The sequence below is a fragment of the Sporolactobacillus sp. THM19-2 genome (assembly GCF_004153195.1).
Taxonomy (GTDB): Bacteria; Bacillota; Bacilli; order Bacillales; family Sporolactobacillaceae; genus Sporolactobacillus.
In genome coordinates this window covers 31,898-53,053 of sequence record NZ_SEMC01000003.1, presented here as the reverse complement: position 1 = coordinate 53,053, position 21,156 = coordinate 31,898, and the positions used below count along the sequence as shown (strand labels likewise).

General features: G+C 48.4%; 12 protein-coding genes. 8 read left to right on the top strand and 4 right to left on the bottom strand.

The genetic code is table 11. From position 1 onward, the window contains the following. Positions 1–3: 3 nt before the first annotated feature. The 3 genes from EWH91_RS03700 to EWH91_RS03690 all read right to left on the bottom strand — a co-directional run bounded on the left by EWH91_RS03700 (position 4) and on the right by EWH91_RS03690 (position 5,222). Positions 4–1,290, bottom strand: a complete 1,287-nt coding sequence (locus EWH91_RS03700; protein WP_129928677.1) for a homoserine dehydrogenase — start codon at positions 1,288–1,290, stop codon at positions 4–6. Positions 1,291–1,633: 343 nt separating this feature from the next. Continuing rightward, on the bottom strand, positions 1,634–2,188 hold the full coding sequence (locus tag EWH91_RS03695) for an SWIM zinc finger family protein (protein WP_129928676.1): 555 nt from the start codon (positions 2,186–2,188) through the stop codon (positions 1,634–1,636). A 1-nt stretch (position 2,189) separates the two neighbouring features. Further along, complete coding sequence (locus EWH91_RS03690) at positions 2,190–5,222, bottom strand: DEAD/DEAH box helicase (RefSeq protein ID WP_129928675.1); 3,033 nt, start codon at positions 5,220–5,222, stop codon at positions 2,190–2,192. A gap of 286 nt (positions 5,223–5,508) precedes the next feature. On the opposite strand from EWH91_RS03690, the gene EWH91_RS03685 reads away from it, so the two are divergent. Both EWH91_RS03685 and lipA read left to right on the top strand, forming a co-directional pair. Continuing rightward, positions 5,509–6,330 (top strand): lipoate--protein ligase family protein, encoded by an 822-nt coding sequence (locus EWH91_RS03685; RefSeq protein ID WP_129928674.1) that lies wholly within the window; start codon positions 5,509–5,511, stop codon positions 6,328–6,330. Positions 6,331–6,354: 24 nt separating this feature from the next. After that, positions 6,355–7,278, top strand: coding sequence for a lipoyl synthase (gene lipA / locus EWH91_RS03680; protein ID WP_129928673.1), 924 nt, complete (start codon positions 6,355–6,357; stop codon positions 7,276–7,278). Positions 7,279–7,355: 77 nt separating this feature from the next. On the opposite strand, the gene gltC is transcribed toward lipA, so the two are convergent. Beyond that, the gene (gene gltC / locus EWH91_RS03675; RefSeq protein ID WP_129928672.1) at positions 7,356–8,261 is read right to left on the bottom strand and encodes a glutamate biosynthesis transcriptional regulator GltC; all 906 of its coding nucleotides are present in this window, start codon (positions 8,259–8,261) and stop codon (positions 7,356–7,358) included. A gap of 202 nt (positions 8,262–8,463) precedes the next feature. Between gltC and gltB the strand changes: the two genes are divergently transcribed. The 6 genes from gltB to nrdE all read left to right on the top strand — a co-directional run bounded on the left by gltB (position 8,464) and on the right by nrdE (position 21,149). After that, complete coding sequence (gene gltB / locus EWH91_RS03670; protein ID WP_129928671.1) at positions 8,464–13,017, top strand: glutamate synthase large subunit; 4,554 nt, start codon at positions 8,464–8,466, stop codon at positions 13,015–13,017. Between the two features lie 42 nt (positions 13,018–13,059). Next, positions 13,060–14,517 carry a glutamate synthase subunit beta gene (locus tag EWH91_RS03665; protein ID WP_129928670.1) on the top strand — a complete coding sequence of 486 codons (1,458 nt, stop codon included), beginning with the start codon at positions 13,060–13,062 and terminating at the stop codon, positions 14,515–14,517. Positions 14,518–14,720: 203 nt separating this feature from the next. Further along, on the top strand, positions 14,721–16,361 hold the full coding sequence (locus tag EWH91_RS03660; RefSeq protein ID WP_129928669.1) for a Ppx/GppA phosphatase family protein: 1,641 nt from the start codon (positions 14,721–14,723) through the stop codon (positions 16,359–16,361). Between the two features lie 12 nt (positions 16,362–16,373). Next, a complete protein-coding gene (locus EWH91_RS03655; RefSeq protein WP_129928668.1) occupies positions 16,374–18,512 on the top strand; it encodes an RNA degradosome polyphosphate kinase in 2,139 nt (712 codons plus the stop codon). A 185-nt stretch (positions 18,513–18,697) separates the two neighbouring features. Next, complete coding sequence (gene nrdI / locus EWH91_RS03650) at positions 18,698–19,081, top strand: class Ib ribonucleoside-diphosphate reductase assembly flavoprotein NrdI (RefSeq protein ID WP_129928667.1); 384 nt, start codon at positions 18,698–18,700, stop codon at positions 19,079–19,081. Next, positions 19,044–21,149: a class 1b ribonucleoside-diphosphate reductase subunit alpha gene (gene nrdE, locus EWH91_RS03645; protein WP_129928666.1), complete on the top strand. Its 2,106-nt coding sequence runs from the start codon at positions 19,044–19,046 to the stop codon at positions 21,147–21,149. The genes nrdI and nrdE overlap by 38 nt, the downstream gene beginning before the upstream one ends. Positions 21,150–21,156: the final 7 nt, after the last annotated feature.

Genomic DNA, 21,156 nt, shown 5'->3' with positions numbered 1-21,156 from the left:
TGCTTATCCCCTCTCAACGCCAAAGTATTTTATGTTTAACACAACATCCAGACTTTTTAATTTTTCAAAAGATTTTTCGAAAAGTAACTTGCCGGTTTTATGGGTGATAATGGAAACCTCTGCTGCCTGATCACCGGCAATGGGTTCCTGATACAGCTTTTCAAGACTGATATGCTGTTCTTTAAATAAGTCGGTCAGCTTTGAAAAAGAGCCGGGCTCGTCCTTAATATGCAGCCTGACAAAAAACTGGCTTTCCATCTGACTTTCTTTTCGGGCATGCATTTCTTTCTTAGGCAGGAAAATATGTTTTCCTGTTACGCCCAGACGGATGTTTCGCACGATGGACATCAGGTCCGAGATCACGGAGACTGCAGTCGGGCCTTCACCTGCGCCGGGCCCGTAATACATCGTTTCACCAAGTGCTTCACTGTATACGTAGATCGCATTATTTTCGTTATCTACAGACGAAAGCGGATGATCATCCGGTAACAGTGTCGGTGCAACCCGTACATCAATTTCATCATTGCTGACTTCTGATATACCGACGAGTTTGATTGTATAGCCCAGTTTATGGGCATAAATAATATCCTCACGCGTGACATTGGTAATGCCGTCAATCCGCACATCATCCATCGTCACTGGAATGGAGTAGGCGAGGTGGCTGAGGATGACCATTTTTCTTGCGGCATCCAGACCTTCAACATCCGATGTGGGATCTGCTTCGGCAAAACCGAGTGCCTGAGCGGATGAAAGGGCCTTTTCGTAAGACAGCCCGTCATGACTCATTTTACTCAGTATATAATTGGTCGTTCCGTTGACAATACCAATCATTTTCCGGATCCGGTCGGCCCCCAGACTGTCCGTCAGGGTTTTGAGAATGGGGATACCTCCTGCCACACTGGCTTCGTAATAGAGGTCGCAATCCCTTTCCCTGGCTGACATGAGGAGTTCCTCACCATAAGTGGCCATCAGGTCTTTGTTAGCTGTAATCACATTTTTTCCGGCATGGAGTGCGCGCAGAATATAGCGATAGGCTCTGTCTACTCCACCGATCAGCTCAATAACGATATCAATTTCCGGATCATCCAGTATATCTGAAATATCGGTTGTCAGCTTGCGATTGTCAATAAGCACCTTTCTGGGTCTGTTTTTATTGCGGACCAGAACTTTTTTTAAATCAATTCTGCAACCGGTTCTCTTCTTCAGTCTTTCCTGATCCCTGGTCAACAGTCGGACAACACCGGTGCCTACTGTACCGAAACCAAGCAGCCCCACAGTTACTTTTTCCAATCCCATCACTCCCCGTAACACTTGCGATTATCCGGTCATCCCCGCGCTTTTCGCTGATTTCCGGGTGGCGGAAAGCGCTTTTTGTCTATATATATCTTGCATTATAACCCGAAGCTAAAGAGACAACAAGATTCACTTAATGGCAAAATCATTTTAAAATCCGTATGCCTGTCGTGTTAAGGCGTGTCATACCGAAAAAATGGGTTTAAAAATAGTTTAGCACACTGCCGCAGGAAAAAGGAAGGCCCGGACCACATCTGTTTTCCGGCAGGGGATGGTGACTTACGGACCCGGGAGAGGGAGCGTGCCTTGTTACGACCTGAAGCCATCCGAAAACAGGAGCTCACGGATCTTCGCGCATGCTCTTCATGGCGGTTTCAATCAGACGGCAGGCTTCCTTCTGAAAATCAGGACGGATCCGGAGTTTCGATGGATCAAACCGGGTAAAAGCAGGCGTCTGTTTTTTTATCTGTTTTCCGAATACAGAGAGCATCCTCTGATATTCAAAATCATCATTGACAGGCAGAACAGCAGAGATTTTCTGCACCTTTTTTGATTTATCGAGCTCGGAGATCCGGTAAATGATGACGGCTGCAATATGTTCACAGGGCAGCTCTCCGCCGCAGCTGCAATGGAAAGTTCTTTTGTCCATGTACCGGGGGAGGGGGCCGGCAGGATCACTGCGGGCTGCATCCCATCTGATATCGACCTGGCAAAATTCCGAATGACGGTCTTCAACATTGGCGTGGATCGATGTCTGTGAAGCATGGTAGTCCCATACACGGTTACGGCGGCAAAAATCATAACCTCTGCTGAATTTTGTACGGTCTATTGTCCCGGAAAAATGGATCAGCCAGTCAGCCAGCTGAGGATCATGTATCGAAATGAGCCCCTTCACTTTACATCACGCCTTCTCTTAATCGAATCAGATCGAAAATTTCACTGTCACTCAGTTCGGTCACCCAGCCTTCTCCTTTATTAAGGATCTGCTGCTGAAGTGTCTTTTTCTGTTCAATCAGCTGGTCGATCCTTTCCTCAAGTGTTCCGCTGCAGATTAATTTATACACCTGTACATTATGTTTCTGGCCGATACGGTAAGCTCTGTCTGTCGCCTGTTCTTCGACGGCCGGATTCCACCAGCGGTCATAGTGAATGACGTAACTTGCGGCTGTCAGATTAATCCCGACACCACCGGCTTTCAGGGACAGGATAAAACAGGCAGGGCCTTGGGTATCTTCCTGGAATTTGCGGATGAACTGTTCCCGCTTTCTGGCCGAAAGAGATCCATGAAGGAAAGAGATATCAGCGTCCGGATATCTTTTTTTCGTTTCATGGAGCAATTTTTCTCCCATCCCGACATATTGGGTGAAAACGAGGACTTTTTTCCCGCGGCTGAACAACGGATCCAAAAGATCATAAAAGAGTGCGAGTTTTCCCGATGCTTTTTTACCGCCCTCTCCACTCATAATCAGGGCCGGGTCATCACAGACCTGTTTCAGCCGGGTCAGCGCGGACAGGATCAGTCCTTTTCTCTGAATACCGCCGGCAGATCTGACTTTCTGTTCCAGCCGATTGACAATAGACTGATAAAGAGAAGCCTGATCTTTACTGAGATAACAGGTTTTTTTGGTTTCAAATTTATCAGGAAGATCACGAATGATCCGTTTGTCCGTTTTTTCCCGGCGCAGAATAAACGGCTGAATAATCCGGGTCAGATCTGCTGCCCGCGTGCGGCTGTTCTTTTTCTCTACCGGACGGATAAACTGTCTGCGGAACCGTTCCAGCGTACCGAGATAGCCGGGATTCAAAAAATCCATGATGGACCAGAGTTCTTCAAGCCTGTTCTCAATCGGCGTGCCGGTCAAAGCCAGTCTGTGCGCGCATCGTATGGTTCTCAGGGCACGTGTTTTCTGTGCGTGCGGGTTTTTGATCGCCTGAGCCTCGTCAAGGATCGCGCTGCGCCAGACGATCTGCTCAAACCAGGAGGCCTCTTTGGTGTAAATCGTATAACTGGTTACGACGACATCGGCCTGTCTGATCCGCTGCATCAGCCGATCACCGTGAAGTCGGGCGGATCCATGGTGTATATAAATGTCGAGCCCGGGTGAAAAAGTGTTAAATTCGTGTTTCCAGTTCGCAACAAGCGAGGTCGGACAGATAATCAGGGACGGGGTATCCGGTGCTTCCTTTGAAGGAAGCTGACGGCAATAATCGAGATAGGCAATGGCCTGAACCGTTTTTCCCAGCCCCATATCATCTGCCAGACAACCGCCGACATGTCTCCGTCGCAGGTTGACGAGCCAGGTATATCCCTTTTTCTGGTAGGGACGGAGCTCGCCTGTAAATCCTGACGGAACAGGAACGGTACGTGAGGGCTTTTTCAGGATATTTTTCAAATAATTTTCCAGATCGGCTGTCATGCGTATGTGGGTGAGCCGGTTCCGCTTTCTGCGCGTTACCGCTTCCAGACGCAGAGCTGCTGCGACATCAGGCCGGTTTTCAAACAACTCCATGGCGTCGCTGATTTCCTGAAAGGCCTTCTCCATTTTGAGTCTGGGCAGGTGAATCCACTTGTTGCCATGGCGGATGAAGGACTGATTGGCTTTCACAAGCTGTCTGAACGTTTCAGCTGACAGCTGAAGATCGCCTATGGAAATCCGCCAGTCGTAACTGATTAATGAGGCAAGACTGAACAGTGATCCATCCTGTCCGGGCGCTGAATGAATACTCAGATCAACAGATACTGTGTCGGGGCTGTCACTGATTTTCAGATCTGCCGGGAAAAGCAGCCTGACAGCATACGTCTCAAGTGTACCCTTCTGCTGATAAAGTTCGGAGATGTCGGGAGAACTGAGGTATCCGCGACCCGAACCTTCAAACAGCTGCATCACTTTTTCGGGAACTGCATCGCTCAGTTGTTTCAGCTGCTTATCCAGCCATTTTTTGCCTGCCAGTGCGATGGTATTCCGAAATGCCTCCAGTGGTTTTTCGAGTCGTTCTCCGTCCTGGGTACCGAACACGTGGACATCATAAGCCCAAAGCGTATTGGCTGAAAATGGATCTTCCGGATGGTCCGGTTCGAGTGAGACAGTCAGCCTGTCTGGGAGAAAGTTTTCCTTATTCTGCTTCTTTTTAAAATTGATCAGTGCAGCTATCCATTTACGGGACTCTTTTCCGGCTGCCGGCTCCACCCATTCGGCAACTTCGAGTTCCAGAAGATTCAGTTTTTCAATCTGATCCGGATCAGCTGTTGTGATCCACGGTTTTTCCGAAAAATTGAAGGGAAAAGATCTTTCCAGTCGTCCGGTCAGGTGATCAGGACCCTTCATTTCAGAAGCGGCAGTATGATGCCGGATAAGGGCATTCATCCAGTAAATGACAATGAGATAGAGCCATTGCTGCACGCGTTCATCCTGCAGGTCGGCAATTTCGAAGGACAGATGGGGAAGCCGGCTGAGCCAGTCAGAAAAAAGCCCGCTCTGAAGAAGGGGGCCCGGGACAGGCAACCAGGTGCAGAAGTAGCTGCGGGTTCGGTCTGCATCTTCCAGGTGATACATATACGGATAGAACTGGCCCTGATCAATGATCAGTGATACAGCTTCGGCGATATGACCGAACCATTGCATGGTCTGGCCGGGTGCTATATCCGAAACCCGTTCTGCCGGGCACAGATGACGGATCATCCGGTAAACGCTTTCCATTGTTGACAGAGCGCCGGACACCGGATACGTACGGTCGGTGCTGATAAAGGACGCCTGAGCCGGGACCAGATGGTAAGGCGACCCTGCCTTCAGCCATTCGGGTCCAGCTTCTTCCGCTTCACCGGTTCCCGGAAACGGCAGCGGATGACCGTTTTCATCTGTCAGCCAGAGAAAAAAATTCTGCTCTTTTTCAATCTGAGGGATGAAAGTCAATTGCAGGTAACACTTCACGTACAATAATCTCCTTTTCACTTCGGAACAACCTTAAGATGCAGCTGTCGGGCAATTCCCGAACCGGCAACGTCATAAATGATCTATCCTTTAAGTTTAACATATCCCATGTTTCAATGATACAGACCCTTAAAGGGGAAGTTCAGCCGGATAAGACGTGCTGCTATGATTCTGCTACCCTTAACGGGGAATTCCTGATATGATAGAGGAGAAGGACGACGTGAGAGAATCAGAATAATGGCAGCGCTAACATTTTATGGACTGCCCCTGGGGGCGAAACGATAAGATGCAGTCAGATCACTGGTCTTTTATGGATTCAGGCAGGCAGACCCCGGCCTATAATATGGCCCTTGATGAATATCTTCTGAATCGCGGAGCAGGCGGCAGAAAAAAGCCGGTTCTCCGGTTTTACGGATGGGATCCGCCCGGCCTTTCCATCGGCTATTTTCAGAAAACAAAAGGAAGAATCAGCAGCGAGGGAATCCGGCGTCACGGAATCAAACTGGTTCGCCGGCTGACAGGCGGGCAGGCTGTACTTCATCATCATGAACTGACTTACAGTGTCCTGATACCGGAGGATGATCCGGATATGCCGGGAAGTGTTGTCGGTGCCTATCGACTGATTTCAGAGGGATTGCTCAAAGGGTTCAGCCATCTTGGCCTCCACGCAGAACTTGCCATACCTGAAAAGAAAAAAAGCCACAGTCATTCACCCGTCTGCTTTGAAGAGGCGTCATGGTATGAACTTGTTGTTGAAGGCAGAAAAGCAGCAGGAAGTGCTCAGACGCGGCAGAAAGGGATGATTCTTCAGCATGGATCTATCCCGATTGATATCGACAGGGAAGAACTCTTCGATTGTTTCATCTACCCGAACAATCGGGTCCGCGACCGCGCCAGGCAGGCTTTTCTGCACAAAGCCGTGACGATCGATGAGATTGCCCGCCGGAGAATCACTCTGGATGAGGTGAAACAGGCTTTTTATCAAGGGTTTGAGCAGGGCCTTGGCATAAAACTGGAGACAGAAGGCATCACACGGGCGGAAGAAGAACAGGTTCGGATACTTGCACGGACAAAATATGAGACGGATGCCTGGAACTGGAAAAGATAAATCATCCGGAAGGGGAGAACTTCAATGGAGAAACATAGAGAATTTCTGAGAAAACCGGACTGGCTGAAGATCAGACTGAATACAAACCAGGATTTTCGCGGAATCAGGACATTAGTGCGACAGGAGAGGCTGCATACGGTCTGCGAAGAAGCGAAATGTCCCAACATCCACGAATGCTGGGCTTCAAGACGAACCGCAACTTTTATGATTCTTGGTGATATCTGTACCCGCGGGTGCAGGTTTTGTGCCGTTAAGACAGGACGGCCGACAGAACTTGACCTCAGAGAACCGGAGCGCGTTGCCGATTCAGTGAAAAGAATGAAACTTCGTCATGTCGTCATTACTGCAGTTGCCCGTGATGATCTGAATGATGGCGGTGCCGGTGTTTTTGCCGAGACGGTCCGGGCCATCCGGAGAAAAGTGCCATACTGTACCATTGAGGTTCTTCCTTCCGATATGAAGGGTGACGATGCAAGTATCGAGACCCTGATGGATGCGAAGCCTGATATTTTTGACCATAATGTAGAAACCGTTCGCAGATTAACCAAAAGAGTCCGGGCGATCGCAACTTATGACCGATCGCTTGCCGTTCTGCGCCGGGTCAAGGAACTGAGCCCGAATACACCTACTAAATCCAGTATTATGCTGGGTCTTGGTGAAACAAAGGAAGAAATACTGCAGGTTATGGACGATTTACTGGCCAACCATGTCGACATTATGGTTATCGGTCAGTATCTTCAGCCAACGAGAAAACATCTGGACGTTGTGCGTTATTACAGTCCGGAAGAATTTAATGAGCTGAGAGAAATTGCCCTTTCCAAAGGCTTTCGTCATTGTGTGTCGGGACCGCTCGCGCGTACCTCCTATCATGCTGATGAACAGGTGGGCGAAGAGTCACGCAGGAGGCATGACCGGTTGATTGCTGAGGAAGAAGAGTCCGGTCAGTAAAGACAAAGACGGCCTGACACATAGGAAGCGGGCATCCGGTCTTCAAACCGGATGCCCGCTTTATATCATCACATGTATTACTGCCCAAAACGATACAACCGTTCATAGAACTGATCTGTAAAACTGGAGAACAGCTGTTCTGACGGGGCGAGTTCCCGGTCCCGCGGCCGGATGACTCCGACCGTTCGGGATATTCTTGGCGCTTCAATCGCAGCGGTTGTAATCTCAGGAGACAGATTATAGGCTACCGAGTTCTGCGGCATTAACGCAATACCGAAATTAGCAGCAACGAGTCCCTTAATCGTATCCATATCTTCTCCTTCAAAGACAATGTTCGGCTTAAATCCTGCCTGCGCGCAGGCCTCGCGGAACAATTCCTGAAGGGACAGCCGGCTCCGGAACGTAATAAACCGTTCGTCTTTCAGCTGGGATAAGGATACCGGGCCGCGCCCTGCAAAAAGGTGATGCTTCGGCAGCAAAAGTACCAGTCGTTCGCTGTAAAGAATTTTGCTTGAAACACTGTCAATATCTTTCGGGACGGGGGAGGCAAAGGCGAGATCAATCCGCCCCTGTTCAATCATCCGGATCAGGTAGGGAACCGTCCCCTGATGCAACTGAAAACTAATGCCCGGATGGGCTTTTCTAAAGTTTTGCAGGATGACAGGCAGCGTATGAACGGAAAGGCTTGTCGAGATCCCGAGAGGAATCGTGCCTGTTTCCGGATTAAGATGCTCCCTGATTTTTTGTCTGGCTTTATTCAGTTCTATTAATCCCCGCTCTGCATGTTCCAGAAAGATTTTCCCGGCCGGTGTCAACTGGATATTTCGGCCTTTTCGTGTGAACAGGGCGATACCAAGTTCTTCTTCGAGTACCGCAATCTGCCTGCTGACTGCTGACTGGGCAACGTGCAGGGATTCGGCGGCTTTAGTCATATGTTCACGTTTTGCTGCTTCGATAAAATATTCAATTTGCCGCAATTCCATGTATCCCGACTCCATTCATATCAATATGAGATTGATATATTCTTAATTATATATTGTAAAGATTGATATATAAAGTGTAAAATATAATCAACATACTTTTCGGAATAAAATGATAAGAGACAGAAAAGCATTTTCTGAAAAGTGGAACAGATAGATGCAGATATACGAGTGATGATGGCATACAGAAGGAAGGATGAGGTTAATGCTGCCAACAAGTCAAACAGGAGAAAAGGTTACGGAAGGCCTGTACCGTCCTGAATTTGAACATGATTCATGTGGTATTGGTCTGTATGCGGATATAAAAGGACGGGCGACAAATGATGTGGTCAGGACAGCACTTAAAATGCTCACTCGTCTTGATCACCGGGCGGGTAAAGCTGCTGATGGAAAAACAGGTGACGGGGCTGGCATTCTTGTACAGATTCCGGATCGTTTTTTTCAGGAAGTGTGCACGTTTTCTCTTCCTGAAGCCGGGCATTATGGCGTCGGCATGTTTTTCCTTCCTCAGGACCGTTCAAGCCGGCTTGTGGCCATAGGAAAGATCAAGGCATGTATTTCCGCACGCAACATGCGACTTTATGGAGAACGCGATGTTCCGGTATCTGAAAATGAAATCACGCCGCTTGCCCGCAGTAAAGCGCCGTTTATGATGCAGATGTTTATCGGGACGGCATCTCACGATTCAGGGCAGGCTCTGGACATCAAATTGTATCTGTTAAGAAAAGCGATCGAAGAGAAGCTGAAAGGTGAAATCTATGTCGCAAGTCTTTCCAGCCAGACACTGGTCTATAAAGGTATGCTTCGTGCAAAAGAAGTGGCCGCTTATTATACGGATTTACAGGATGAGCGTTTTATTTCGTCACTCGCTTTAGTGCATTCCCGCTACAGTACAAATACGTTCCCAAGCTGGGAGAGGGCACACCCGAACCGTATGATTGTTCATAATGGCGAAATCAATACCATCCGCGGGAATATAAGCTGGTTTAATGCCATGGCTAAACGGCTGTCGGGCGGAAGACTGCCTCAGATTATTGATCCGGAAGGCAGTGACTCAGCCATTTTTGATAATGTGCTGGAATTTCTGACGTTCCACGGATTCTCGCTGCCGCATGCCATTATGATGATGGTGCCGGAACCGTGGGAAGGGGATTCGGAACTTCCGGATTATCTGCGTCAGTTCTACGAATTTCACAGCCGGCTGATGGAACCGTGGGATGGTCCCATGGCGCTCGGCTTTTGTAACGGTAAACAGATTGGTGCTGTTCTGGACCGTAACGGTCTGCGCCCCGCCCGCTACTATATTACAAATGATGACAAGGTTGTGTTCTCCTCCGAGGTGGGTGTGGCTGATCTGGATCCGGCAAACATTCGTGAAAGATGTCACCTGAAGCCTGGACAGCTGCTGCTCATTGACACGGAGAAAGGAAGAATTATTCCGAGCGACGAGCTCAAAAAAGAGATCAGCCTTTCTGAAAATTATCAGGAATTATTGAAAAAGACGGTTATTGAATTAAAAGGAGGAGCAGCAGAACCGGAGAAACTCCCCGGCAGCGTGCGCCTTTATCAGCAGAAAGTGCAGGGGTATACGTATGAAGATGTAACTAAAGCGATACAGCCGATGGCAGAACAGGGAAAGGAACCCACCGGTTCGATGGGAAACGACACGCCGCTTGCTGTTCTTTCCAATAAACCGCAGCTCTTATTTGATTATTTTAAGCAATGGTTCTCCCAGGTGACGAATCCGCCAATTGATGCGATCCGGGAGGCATGGGTCATGTCGAAGATCACCTGGCTTGGCCCTCATGTCGGACTTCTTGATCCGACGCATCACCTGACCAGACAAATTCGGCTGGAGCATCCGATACTGGATCGCCGCACGTTCCGCGCTGTAACCCGTCAGGGGCTCAAGTCGGCGACGATTGACACACTCTTTACGGCAGACAAAGGGGAGAAGGGCCTTTCCGATGCGCTGGATCAGGTGATTTTACAGGCTGATCAGCTGATCCATGAAGGGGTTTCCCTGTTGATTCTCTCTGACCGAAAAATTGATGAACATCACTTGCCGATCCCTTCGCTGCTGGCAGTCAGTGCCCTGCATCATCATTTGATTGATAAGGGGACCCGGCCGGAGGTCAGTCTGATTGTTGATTCCGGAGAGCCGCGCGACAGCCACCAGGTGGCTTTACTGCTGGGTTACGGAGCAGACGCCATTCATCCGTATCTGGCCATTGAAACGGTCTGTGCGCTGAGAACGGCCGGACATCTGACTATGGATGAGGAAACGGCCGAAAAGAATTATATAGCCGCACTTGTCGGCGGCCTTGTGAAAATCATGTCCAAGGTAGGTATTTCATCTATACAGAGTTACAGGGGTGCTCAGACATTTGAAGCGCTCGGTCTTTCAGATAAACTGATTCAAAAATATTTTAAAGGTACCGTTTCCCAGATCGGCGGTATCGGACTCGACGAGATCGCTGAGGAAACGATTTTACGGCACAGAAAAGCCACTGATGAACTCAGGGAAGGAAGACTCAGATCACTCGATGCCGGCAGTACGCTGCAATGGCGCAGGGGCGGTGAGCAGCATAAAATTGAACCGCTCATTATTCATATGCTTCAGCAGGCGACAAGACGAAATGATTATAAATTATATAAAGATTATGCGGAAATGGTTGACAATGCCCCATTCTCAACTATTCGCAGCCTGCTGACTTTCGAAAGAGACAGAGAACCGATTCCTGTCGATGAGGTCGAACCCGTTGAAAACCTGTTCAGACGATTTAAAACAGGGGCTATGTCCTATGGATCAATCAGCAAAGAAGCACATGAAGCCATGGCCATAGCCATGAACCGGATTGGCGGAAAGAGCAACAGCGGTGAAGGCGGCGAAAATCCCGAACGATTCACCCCTGACGCAAAGGGTAACTGGCGCAGGAGTGCCATTAAACAGGTGGCCTCGGCACGTTTTGGCGTAACAAGCTACTATCTTTCGGAAGCATCAGAACTCCAGATCAAGATGGCACAGGGTGCAAAACCGGGCGAGGGCGGTCAGCTCCCTGCCGGTAAAGTGTACCCCTGGATTGCACATACAAGAAGAGCAACGCCCGGTGTGGCCCTGATTTCACCCCCGCCTCACCATGACATTTATTCTATTGAGGATCTGGCGCAGCTGATTTATGATCTGAAATCCAGTAATCCAAAAGCGAGAATAAGTGTGAAACTGGTCGCCAAAGGCGGGGTCGGAACAATCGCTGCCGGTGTTGCGAAAGGAAAAGCCGACGTGATTCTGATCAGCGGCCATGACGGCGGGACAGGTGCCGCGTCCAAAACATCGATTAAGCATGCCGGACTTCCGTGGGAAATCGGCCTGGCCGAAGCCCATCAGACATTGATGAAGAACGGGCTTCGCGACCGTGTCAGACTGGAAACGGATGGAAAACTGATGACAGGCCGCGATGTATTGATTGCTGCCTGCCTGGGTGCTGAAGAGTTCGGCTTTGCGACAGCTCCGCTTGTTGTGCTCGGGTGTCTGATGATGCGCCATTGTCATCTGGACACCTGTCCTGTCGGCATTGCGACTCAGAATCCTGAACTGCGCAAAAATTTTTCCGGCAGTCCGGATTACATTGTCAACTTTATGACTTTCATCGCTCAGGATCTCCGCGAACAGCTTGCTGATCTGGGTTATCGCTCACTGGATGAGGTGATCGGTCAGGCGCACCTGCTGCGGATTAAAAAAGAAGTGCATAATCACTGGAAAGCAAAGCATCTTGATCTTTCGGATCTTCTCTATCAGGCCGAAAGCGATGTCTCCAAACGGCATTTTGCGCGGGCTCAGGATCATCATATGGAACGTCGTTTCGATGAACGTCATCTGATATCTACATGCCTGTCGACGATTGAAAATAAACATCCGATTCATCTGTCCTATAAGATCAGAAATGCAGATCGGACGGTGGGCACTACCCTGGGGTATGTGATTTCCAAGTCTACAGCCGGTCGCGGTTTACCCGAGGATACCATCAATCTTCAGTTTGCCGGAAGTGCCGGCCAGAGCTTTGCCTCGTTTATTCCCAAAGGGGTCACGATGTCACTTATCGGCGACGCCAACGATTATGTAGGAAAAGGTCTCTCCGGTGGTAAAGTGATCATCAGGTCTGAAGAAGTGGCCGGTGTGAATACCGACGCTCAGGCGATGATGGGGAACGTTGCCTTTTTTGGTGCCACGGATGGAGAAGCCTATATCCGTGGTACTGCCGGTGGCCGGTTCTGTGTCCGCAACAGTGGGGCACAGGCGGTGGTCGAAGGAGTCGGTGAGAACGGATGCGAATATATGACAGGCGGAAACGTGATCATTCTCGGTGCAATAGGACGGAATTTTGCTGCCGGAATGTCCGGCGGAGTGGCTTATATCCTTTCTGAACAGCCCGAAGATCAGCTGGTTCATCATATTAATCAGGCGCTCGTCAATATCGAACGAGTGACGGAGAAAGATGAGCAGATGAAGGTATACGAACTGATGAAAAATCATCTCGCTTATACCGGCAGCCCGAAAGCAAAGGCTGCGCTTGATCACTGGAGTGAGACACTTGAGCGGCTGGTCAAGATCATCCCGCGCGATTATGAAACCATGCTGGCACAGATTAGTCGATTGGAGTCGGAAGGCCTGTCTCAGAAGCAGGCTCAGGAACAGGCTTTTTATTTAAAGAAGAGTGGAAAGCTGACGGCCGGCTATGTCAAATACCAGCCGGTATAATAAGTGATTATCGGGAAAATCCGGAAAGGATGAAGAGTGACTATGGGACAACTGATGGGTTTCCTGAATATAGAGAAGAAGAATCAGAAAGAACGTTTACCGCTTGAGCGGGTTCATGACTGGAATGAATACCGGCTGACCATGTCAGAAGGAGATGTCAGAAATCAGGCTGCCCGCTGTATGGATTGTGGGACACCCTACTGTCAGTTGGGTACTGTTCTGAACAGAGGAACAAGCGGCTGTCCGATTCACAACTTGATTCCGGAGTGGAACGATCTTGTCTATCATGGACTCTGGAAAGAAGCTTACGAACGTCTGACGAAAACAAATAATTTTCCGGAATTTACGGCAAGAGCCTGCCCGGCACCGTGTGAAGGCTCATGTACGGCAGGTTTTGTCAGTGAGCCGGTTTCCATTAAATCTATTGAACGGGCCATTATCGACCGGGCATTTGAAGAAGGATGGGTTACGCCGCATCCGCCCAGACGCAGAACAAATAAGAAAATAGCTGTCATCGGATCGGGCCCGGCGGGACTTGCCTGTGCCGATCAGCTCAACAAGATCGGCCACAGGGTCACGGTATTTGAACGTTCAGACCGCCCGGGCGGTCTCCTGATGTACGGTATTCCCAGCATGAAAATTGAAAAGGATATTGTCGATCGACGGATCAGTCTGCTTAAGAAGGAAGGGATAACGTTCCGGACAGGTGTGGATGTCGGCAGGGACATCACGCCGTCAGAACTTCGGGACGATTATGACGCCGTTGTGCTTTGCACGGGTGCGGGAAAGCACCGGGATGTGTCGATTGAAGGACGGAATCTCGATGGCATTAATCCGGCGATGGTTTATCTGACAGCAAGTAATCGCCATTTACTCTATGGCGAACCGCTAAAAGCGGATTTAAATGCAAAAGGAAAACGCGTCATCGTGATCGGCGGCGGTGATACAGGGGAAGACTGTGTCGCAACAGCTTTGCGTCAGGGATGCACCAGTGTCGTGCAGTTCGGAAAGCATGGCAGACTCCCGGACGAGCGGCAGAAAGATAATCCCTGGCCGGAACATCCGAATGTCTTCTCACTGGATTATGCTTACGAAGAAGCTGACCAGCTGCTCGGCAGGGATCCGCGTGCATACTATATAAAGACAAACAAGTTTATTGGTGATGAGCAGAATCATGTCAAACAGCTGGTTACCGGATTATTTAAGTCAGATCAGTCAGATGAGACAGAGCGGATCTGGGATGCCGACATCGTGTTGATCGCGATCGGCTTCATTGGTGCGGAAGACCGGCTGATCGATGATTTTCAGGTTGATAAAGATCCGTCGGGTCGTGTGGTCCAGGCAGATGCAGAAAGTTATATGACCAGCCGGGAAGGCGTATTTGCAGCAGGTGATGTGCGCCGGGGTGCTTCCCTTATTGTATGGGCAATCGAAGAGGGGCGCCGGGTTGCTGCGGCTGTCGATCTTTATCTGGACAAAAAATATGCACTGATGAAATGAATGAGACAGGAAAATAAAGATCATGTATGATTATCCTGAACATCTGCAAAATGTTCGGGGTTTTTCTTTGTCTTTAGTGTCTTATCCAGGTGACAGGAGTAAACCTGAGACCGGAGTATCCTGTGTTTTTTTGTAAAGATCGGTCAGGACGGTTAAGTTCTTTGTTCTTTTACTTTATAATAAAGACAGAAATATGCCGTTTCATGAAGAAAACCCTGCCGGCCGGCCGCCTCTGGCACCGGCTGAGGCAGGGTTCGCTGACACGATCATCCAAAGAATTTTTACGGATAAGAAAAGACAGGGCTTGTGAAAATGGGGTGAAGACGACGGGAAGACACAGACTCTTTGCGTCCATAACAGTAGGATTACAGGTGATCGACCTGAAAATTGCCGATATGACGAGTCTTAAGGTACTCGAAGATGTCAGTGCCGATGTCACAATCGGTGCCGATATCTATAATCACGACATGATTGCTTTCCGTACGGTGGATCAGGCCTGCCGGGCGCTTGCCGGGTTTGTCCGGATTATGAAAGATTATGGCGTGGATGAATACAGAGCAGTTGCCGCAAGTTCTGTTCAGGAGGCAGCAAATGCCGCCTATGTCAAAGAACAGATCCGGATTAAGACAGGACTTAATCTTGAATGGCTGTCAAATGCGGAAGAACGCTATCTGCATAATCAGGCGGTTTCATATAAAACAGAAGGATTCAGTAAACTGATTGAGGAAGGGACCATGCTGATTGACATCGGCTCCGGGAGTATGCAATTGACCGTCTATAATAACGGGCAATTTATTTTTTCCAGAAACATCAAACTGGGACCGCTCCGTATCCGCGAAATGCTTGGCAATCTTGAAGGCCAGACGGGTAATTATGTAGATATCATGGAAGATTATATTATGAGCAAGATTAACGGGTATCAGCAGTTTGCACCGAAGAATGTCCGTTACGAACATTTTGTTCTTGTCGGAACGGATCTCCTCGCATTTAAAAGAGCATTTTTGAAAACAAGCAGCGATAAAATCAACAGAGAACGTTTTAATGAACTCTATCGCCATATTTTGAATATGCCGGTTCAGGTTCTTGCCCGGCAATACCGGGTACCTTATGACTCTGCCAATCAGCTTCTTCCTTCTGCCATGATACTGAAAATCATGCTGGAGATGACCGGCGCAAAGAGTATTCTGCTTTCTGAAGCAGATCTGGCAGACGGGCTCCTGATCCATAATGAACTGGAACATAACAAAAGGAGATTTAATCATTCTTTCACAGAGGATATTATCGGGTCAGCACGCAATATTGCGGCAAGATATAATTGTGATGCGCAGCATATTGCTACGGTCGAGAAGTTTGCGCTGCATTTATTTGATCGTCTGAAGCCGCTTCACGGGCTGGATAAAAGGTGCCGTCTTTTGCTGCAGTTGGCAGCGATTCTCCAGGATGCCGGAAGCTTCATCGATATGAATGCGCATTATATTCATTCTTACTACATCATCCAATCATCGGAAATCATTGGCGTATCAGACAGAGAACGGGATATTATTGCCTGTATTGCACGTTATCACAGTGTAGAAACTCCGGTGAAAGGGTCTGCAGCATTCAGTATACTTGATCCGGACAGCAGACTGATTGTAGCCAAGCTTGCCGCTATTCTGCGTCTTGCGGATGCCCTTGATGACAGCCGCCAGCAGAAGGTCCGACGTATCACGGTTTCTCTTAAACACGACCAGGTGGTTATTACTGCGGCAGCCGAAGATGACTTATCCCTTGAGCATTTGACATTTGGGGAAAAATCTGGATATTTTGAAGAAGTTTACGGATTGAAACCGATATTAAAAGGATGAGGGGATTCAATCATGGATCAATACGGGAAAACAGAATATTTTACAAATCGTGAATTAAGCTGGCTGCAATTTAATGAGCGTGTACTGGAAGAGTCGCGTGATAAAGATAACCCGTTGTTTGAACGCGTCAAATTTCTTTCGATCACGGCCAGTAATCTGGATGAATTTTTCATGGTTCGCGTGGCCTCACTCAGTGACATGGTTAACGTCGGTTATGAAAAGGCGGATCCCGCCGGTCTGAAACCGGACAGGCAGCTTTCACTGATCAGTGAAGCGGCACACAAAATGATTGGACAGCAGTACACCACTTATAACCGCATCCTGAAAAAACTGCTGAGTGAGCAGAACATCCGGATCTATGAGCTTGCGGAACTCAGTGAAAAACAGCTCGATTATACAGATCACTATTTCAGCCGGGAAGTATACCCTGTATTAACGCCGATGGCGGTGGATTCTTCGCGCCCTTTCCCGCTTATTTTAAATAAAAGCATCAACATTGCCGCATTGATCCATAAAAAAGGGAGCGGCACCAGACACCTTGAATTTGTGACCGTTCAGGTACCCAATGTCCTTTCCCGTGTGATCCGGGTTCCGGATGAGGCGGGCCGCGTCAGTTTTGTCCTGCTTGAAAATGTCATTCGCCGTCACCTGGGAGACTTATTTATTGGCTATGATATTGATGAAACGTCATGCTATCGGGTGATGCGTGATATGGATCTGGAAGTCGATGAGGAAGATACGGAAGACCTCCTGAAAGAAATTGAGAAACAGCTTCGTCTTCGACAGCGCGGTAACGTGATTCACCTGGATGTCGAAGCCGGGATCAGTGATCGATTGATTCATAAACTGATCAATCGTCTTTCGGTGAGTGCCGACAACGTCTATCGCGTCAATGGACCGATTGATCTGACTTTTCTCTCGAAGATGATTGATACACTTGATGATAACGAGAATCTGCGTTTTCCGGTTCATCACCCGTTCGTTCATTATGAACTGATGGAACATTCTATTTTCGATACCATGCGAAAACATGATATCTTTCTGCACCATCCTTATGATTCATTCGAACCGGTGATTGAGCTGATCAGGCAGGCGTCCAGCGATAAAAGTGTACTTGCGATAAAAATGACCCTTTACCGTGTATCCGGAAATTCACCGATTATCCGTTATCTCGAAAAAGCGGCGGAAAACGGGAAACAGGTCACCGTTCTGGTTGAGCTCAAAGCACGGTTTGATGAAGAAAACAACATCAACTGGGCACAAAAGCTGGAGAAAACCGGATGCCATGTCATATACGGGCTTGTCGGGCTGAAAACGCATTGTAAGATGGCTCTGATTGTCCGACGGGAGACAAACGGTATCAAGCGTTACATGCATTTTGGAACGGGTAATTACAATGATATTACTGCAAAGTTTTATACGGATATGGGTCTGCTTACAAGTAATGAGCAGATGGGTATTGATGCCTCGAATGTTTTCAATATGCTGTCCGGTTACTCTGAGCCGCCTTATTTTCACAAACTGGTCATGGCGCCGCTCTGGCTGAGAAACACGTTACTTGATCTGATCGAACGCGAGACGGAAAACGCGCGGGCGGGGAAACCGGCCTTCATCCATGCAAAAATGAATTCTCTTTCCGATGACGGGATGATAAAGGCACTCTATAAAGCATCTGCAGCAGGCGTAAAGATTAAACTGATTGTCCGCGGAATTTGCTGCCTCAGGACGGGGATACCCGGAATCAGTGAGCATATCGAGGTTCATTCCATCGTCGGGCGCTATCTGGAGCACAGCCGGATATATATTTTTGGAAATGGCGGAGAAGAGAAAGTTTTTCTGGCCAGTGCAGATCTGATGCCGCGTAATCTGAACAGACGCGTTGAACTGATGTTCCCGATAGAAGATGAAAAGATACGGGCACAGATTATTGAGATTTTCCGGATAATGATGAACGATAATGTGAAAACCCGGGTGCTTGGCCGTGACGGAAAATACAGAAAGAAGGACCGGAGAGGGAAAACAGCAATGAATGCACAGGAGTATTTTGCACGTGAAGCGGAGAAGCGTTCCATCACCCGCCATAAGTCCATCCATGAACAGCGTACCTTTACGCCGATCGTCGGAAAAGAGGATCCGGAGGAGCAGAAATAATGCGCTCCGCTTATCTCCCGTGTTTCCCTGGTTCGCCTGCCAGAACAAGAGCTGACTGCTTGCCACTTACTATATATTGTGGTAAATTAATGATTACAGGCTATATGTAGTACTATCCGAGTAAAATGAACATAATTTGGAAAACAGTCTGAACAGGCTTTTTTCTTTTTTCAGGGGGGATTCCGGTGCTCATATTATATGAAAGTATGACCGGAAATGTCAGACGTTTTTTAAGTAAAACGGGGCTTTCATTTCAGCCCATCAGTCAAACAGATACAGTCGATCAGCCGTTCATCCTGGTGACCAACACCATTGGGTTCGGCGATGCCCCTGAGTGCGTCAAACATTTTCTGGCGCGAAACGGGCGTTATCTGAGGGCAGTAGCAGCGAGCGGCAATCGGAACTGGGGCAGAAATTTTGCCCATGCCGCTGATGTAATTGCAGAGACCTGCCATGTCCCGGTATTATACAAATTTGAGCTGGGCGGAACAGCAGAAGACGTTGTGAATTTTCGGGAAAGGGTGAGGGCATTTGTTGAACGAAGCGACCAGGCAGAAGTCATACATTGAGCTGAATAATGAGGTGCTCACACGTGGAAAAGAGGGCTTCTATCAGCTGGAAAAAGATCAGGAGGCTATTCAGGCTTTTTTGGAAGAAGTACGTGCAAAGACCGTCCGGTTCGACAGTATTTTAGACCGGCTGCATAACCTGGTTGATCATCATTACTATTATGATGTATTCAGTGAGTATGATGAAAGGGCAATAGAATCCCTGCACCGGATGGCGGCGGATTATCACTTCACATTTAAGTCCTTTATGGCTGCAAGTAAATTTTATCGTGACTATGCGATGAAAACCAATGATAAATCTCACTATCTGGAAAACTATGATGAACGCGTGTCTATTGTCTCACTCTTTCTTGCACATGGTGATTTTGATAAAGCGCTGCGGCTGATGCATGCCATGATGGAGCAACGTTACCAGCCGGCGACTCCGACTTTCCTGAATGCAGGCAAAGCCAGACGCGGTGAAATGGTGTCCTGCTTTCTGATTGAAGCCGATGATTCTCTGAATTCAATCAACTACATAGAAAGTACATCCCAGCAGCTGTCGAAAATTGGCGGAGGGGTGGCTCTTAATCTTTCGAAAATACGCGCCCGCGGTGAAGCGATTAAAGGCGTTGAAGGGGTGGCAAAGGGTGTTGTGCCGGTTGCACGGAAACTGCAGCTTGGTTTTTCCTATGCCGATCAGCTCGGCCAGAGACCGGGTGCCGGTGCCGCTTATCTGAATATTTTCCACTGGGATGCACCAGAATTTCTGGATACTAAGAAGGAGAATGCGGACGAAGATATTCGGCTGTCAACGCTCTCCATCGGACTGATCGTACCGGGAAAATTTTTCGAACTGGCTGAAGAGGGAAAGCCCTTCTTCATGTTCGCTCCTTATACCGTTTATAAAGCTTATGGCAAACACCTGGATGATATGAACATGGATGAAATGTATGATCAGCTGGTTGCTGATCCGTCGGTGAAAAAGAAGAGTGCCGATGCACGTGAATTTCTCAATCTGATTGCCCAGATGCAGATGCAGTCCGGCTATCCCTATATTTTTTATAAGGACAACGCCAATAAAAATCATCCGCTGCACCGGCTCGGAAATATCAAAATGTCTAATTTATGTACAGAAATTTTCCAGCTGCAGGAAACGTCAACAATCAATGATTATGATGTACCTGATCTGATCCGCCGTGATGTCTCATGTATTCTGGGTTCACTTAATATCGTCAACGTGATGGAAAGCGGCAAAATCCGTGATTCTGTTCATGCGGGCATCGAGGCACTGACCCAGGTCAGCGATATGACCCATATTGCCAATGCCCCCGGAGTACGCCTTGCAAATCAGGAACTGCATTCCGTCGGCCTGGGTGCAATGAATCTGAATGGTTACCTTGCAAAGAACCAGATCGCCTATGAATCGGAAGAAGCCCGGGATTTCGCTCGTACCTTTTTCTCGCTGGTCAATTATTATTCGATTGAAAAATCGATGCTGATTGCCCGGGAGCGCGGGGAAACATTTAAGGGGTTTGAAAAGTCCGACTATGCGGATGGCTCTTACTTCAAAAAGTACGAACAGGAGTATTTTGGTCCACGGACAGAACGTGCAGCCGAACTGTTTCAGGCGATTCACATTCCAACAACGGAAGAATGGGCGCATCTGAAAGAAAAGGTGATGAAATTCGGGTTATATAATGCCTATCGTCTTGCGATCGCACCGACACAGTCCATCAGTTATGTTCAGAATGCAACCAGTTCGGTCATGCCTGTTGTCAATGTCATTGAGCGTCGCAAATACGGTAACAGCGAAACCATCTATCCCATGCCCTTCCTGTCCCCGCAGACGATGTGGTACTATAAATCGGCGTATCAGACGAATCAGTACCGGGTCATTGATATGATTGCCGAAATCCAGCGACATGTGGATCAGGGCGTGTCGACCATTCTGTATGTTGACAGCATGACCAGCACGAGACAGCTGGCACGGCTTTATGTCTATGCCCATAAAAAAGGATTGAAATCACTGTATTACACGCGGACACAGCTGCTGTCGCCGGAAGAATGCACAGCCTGCGCCGTATGATACGATC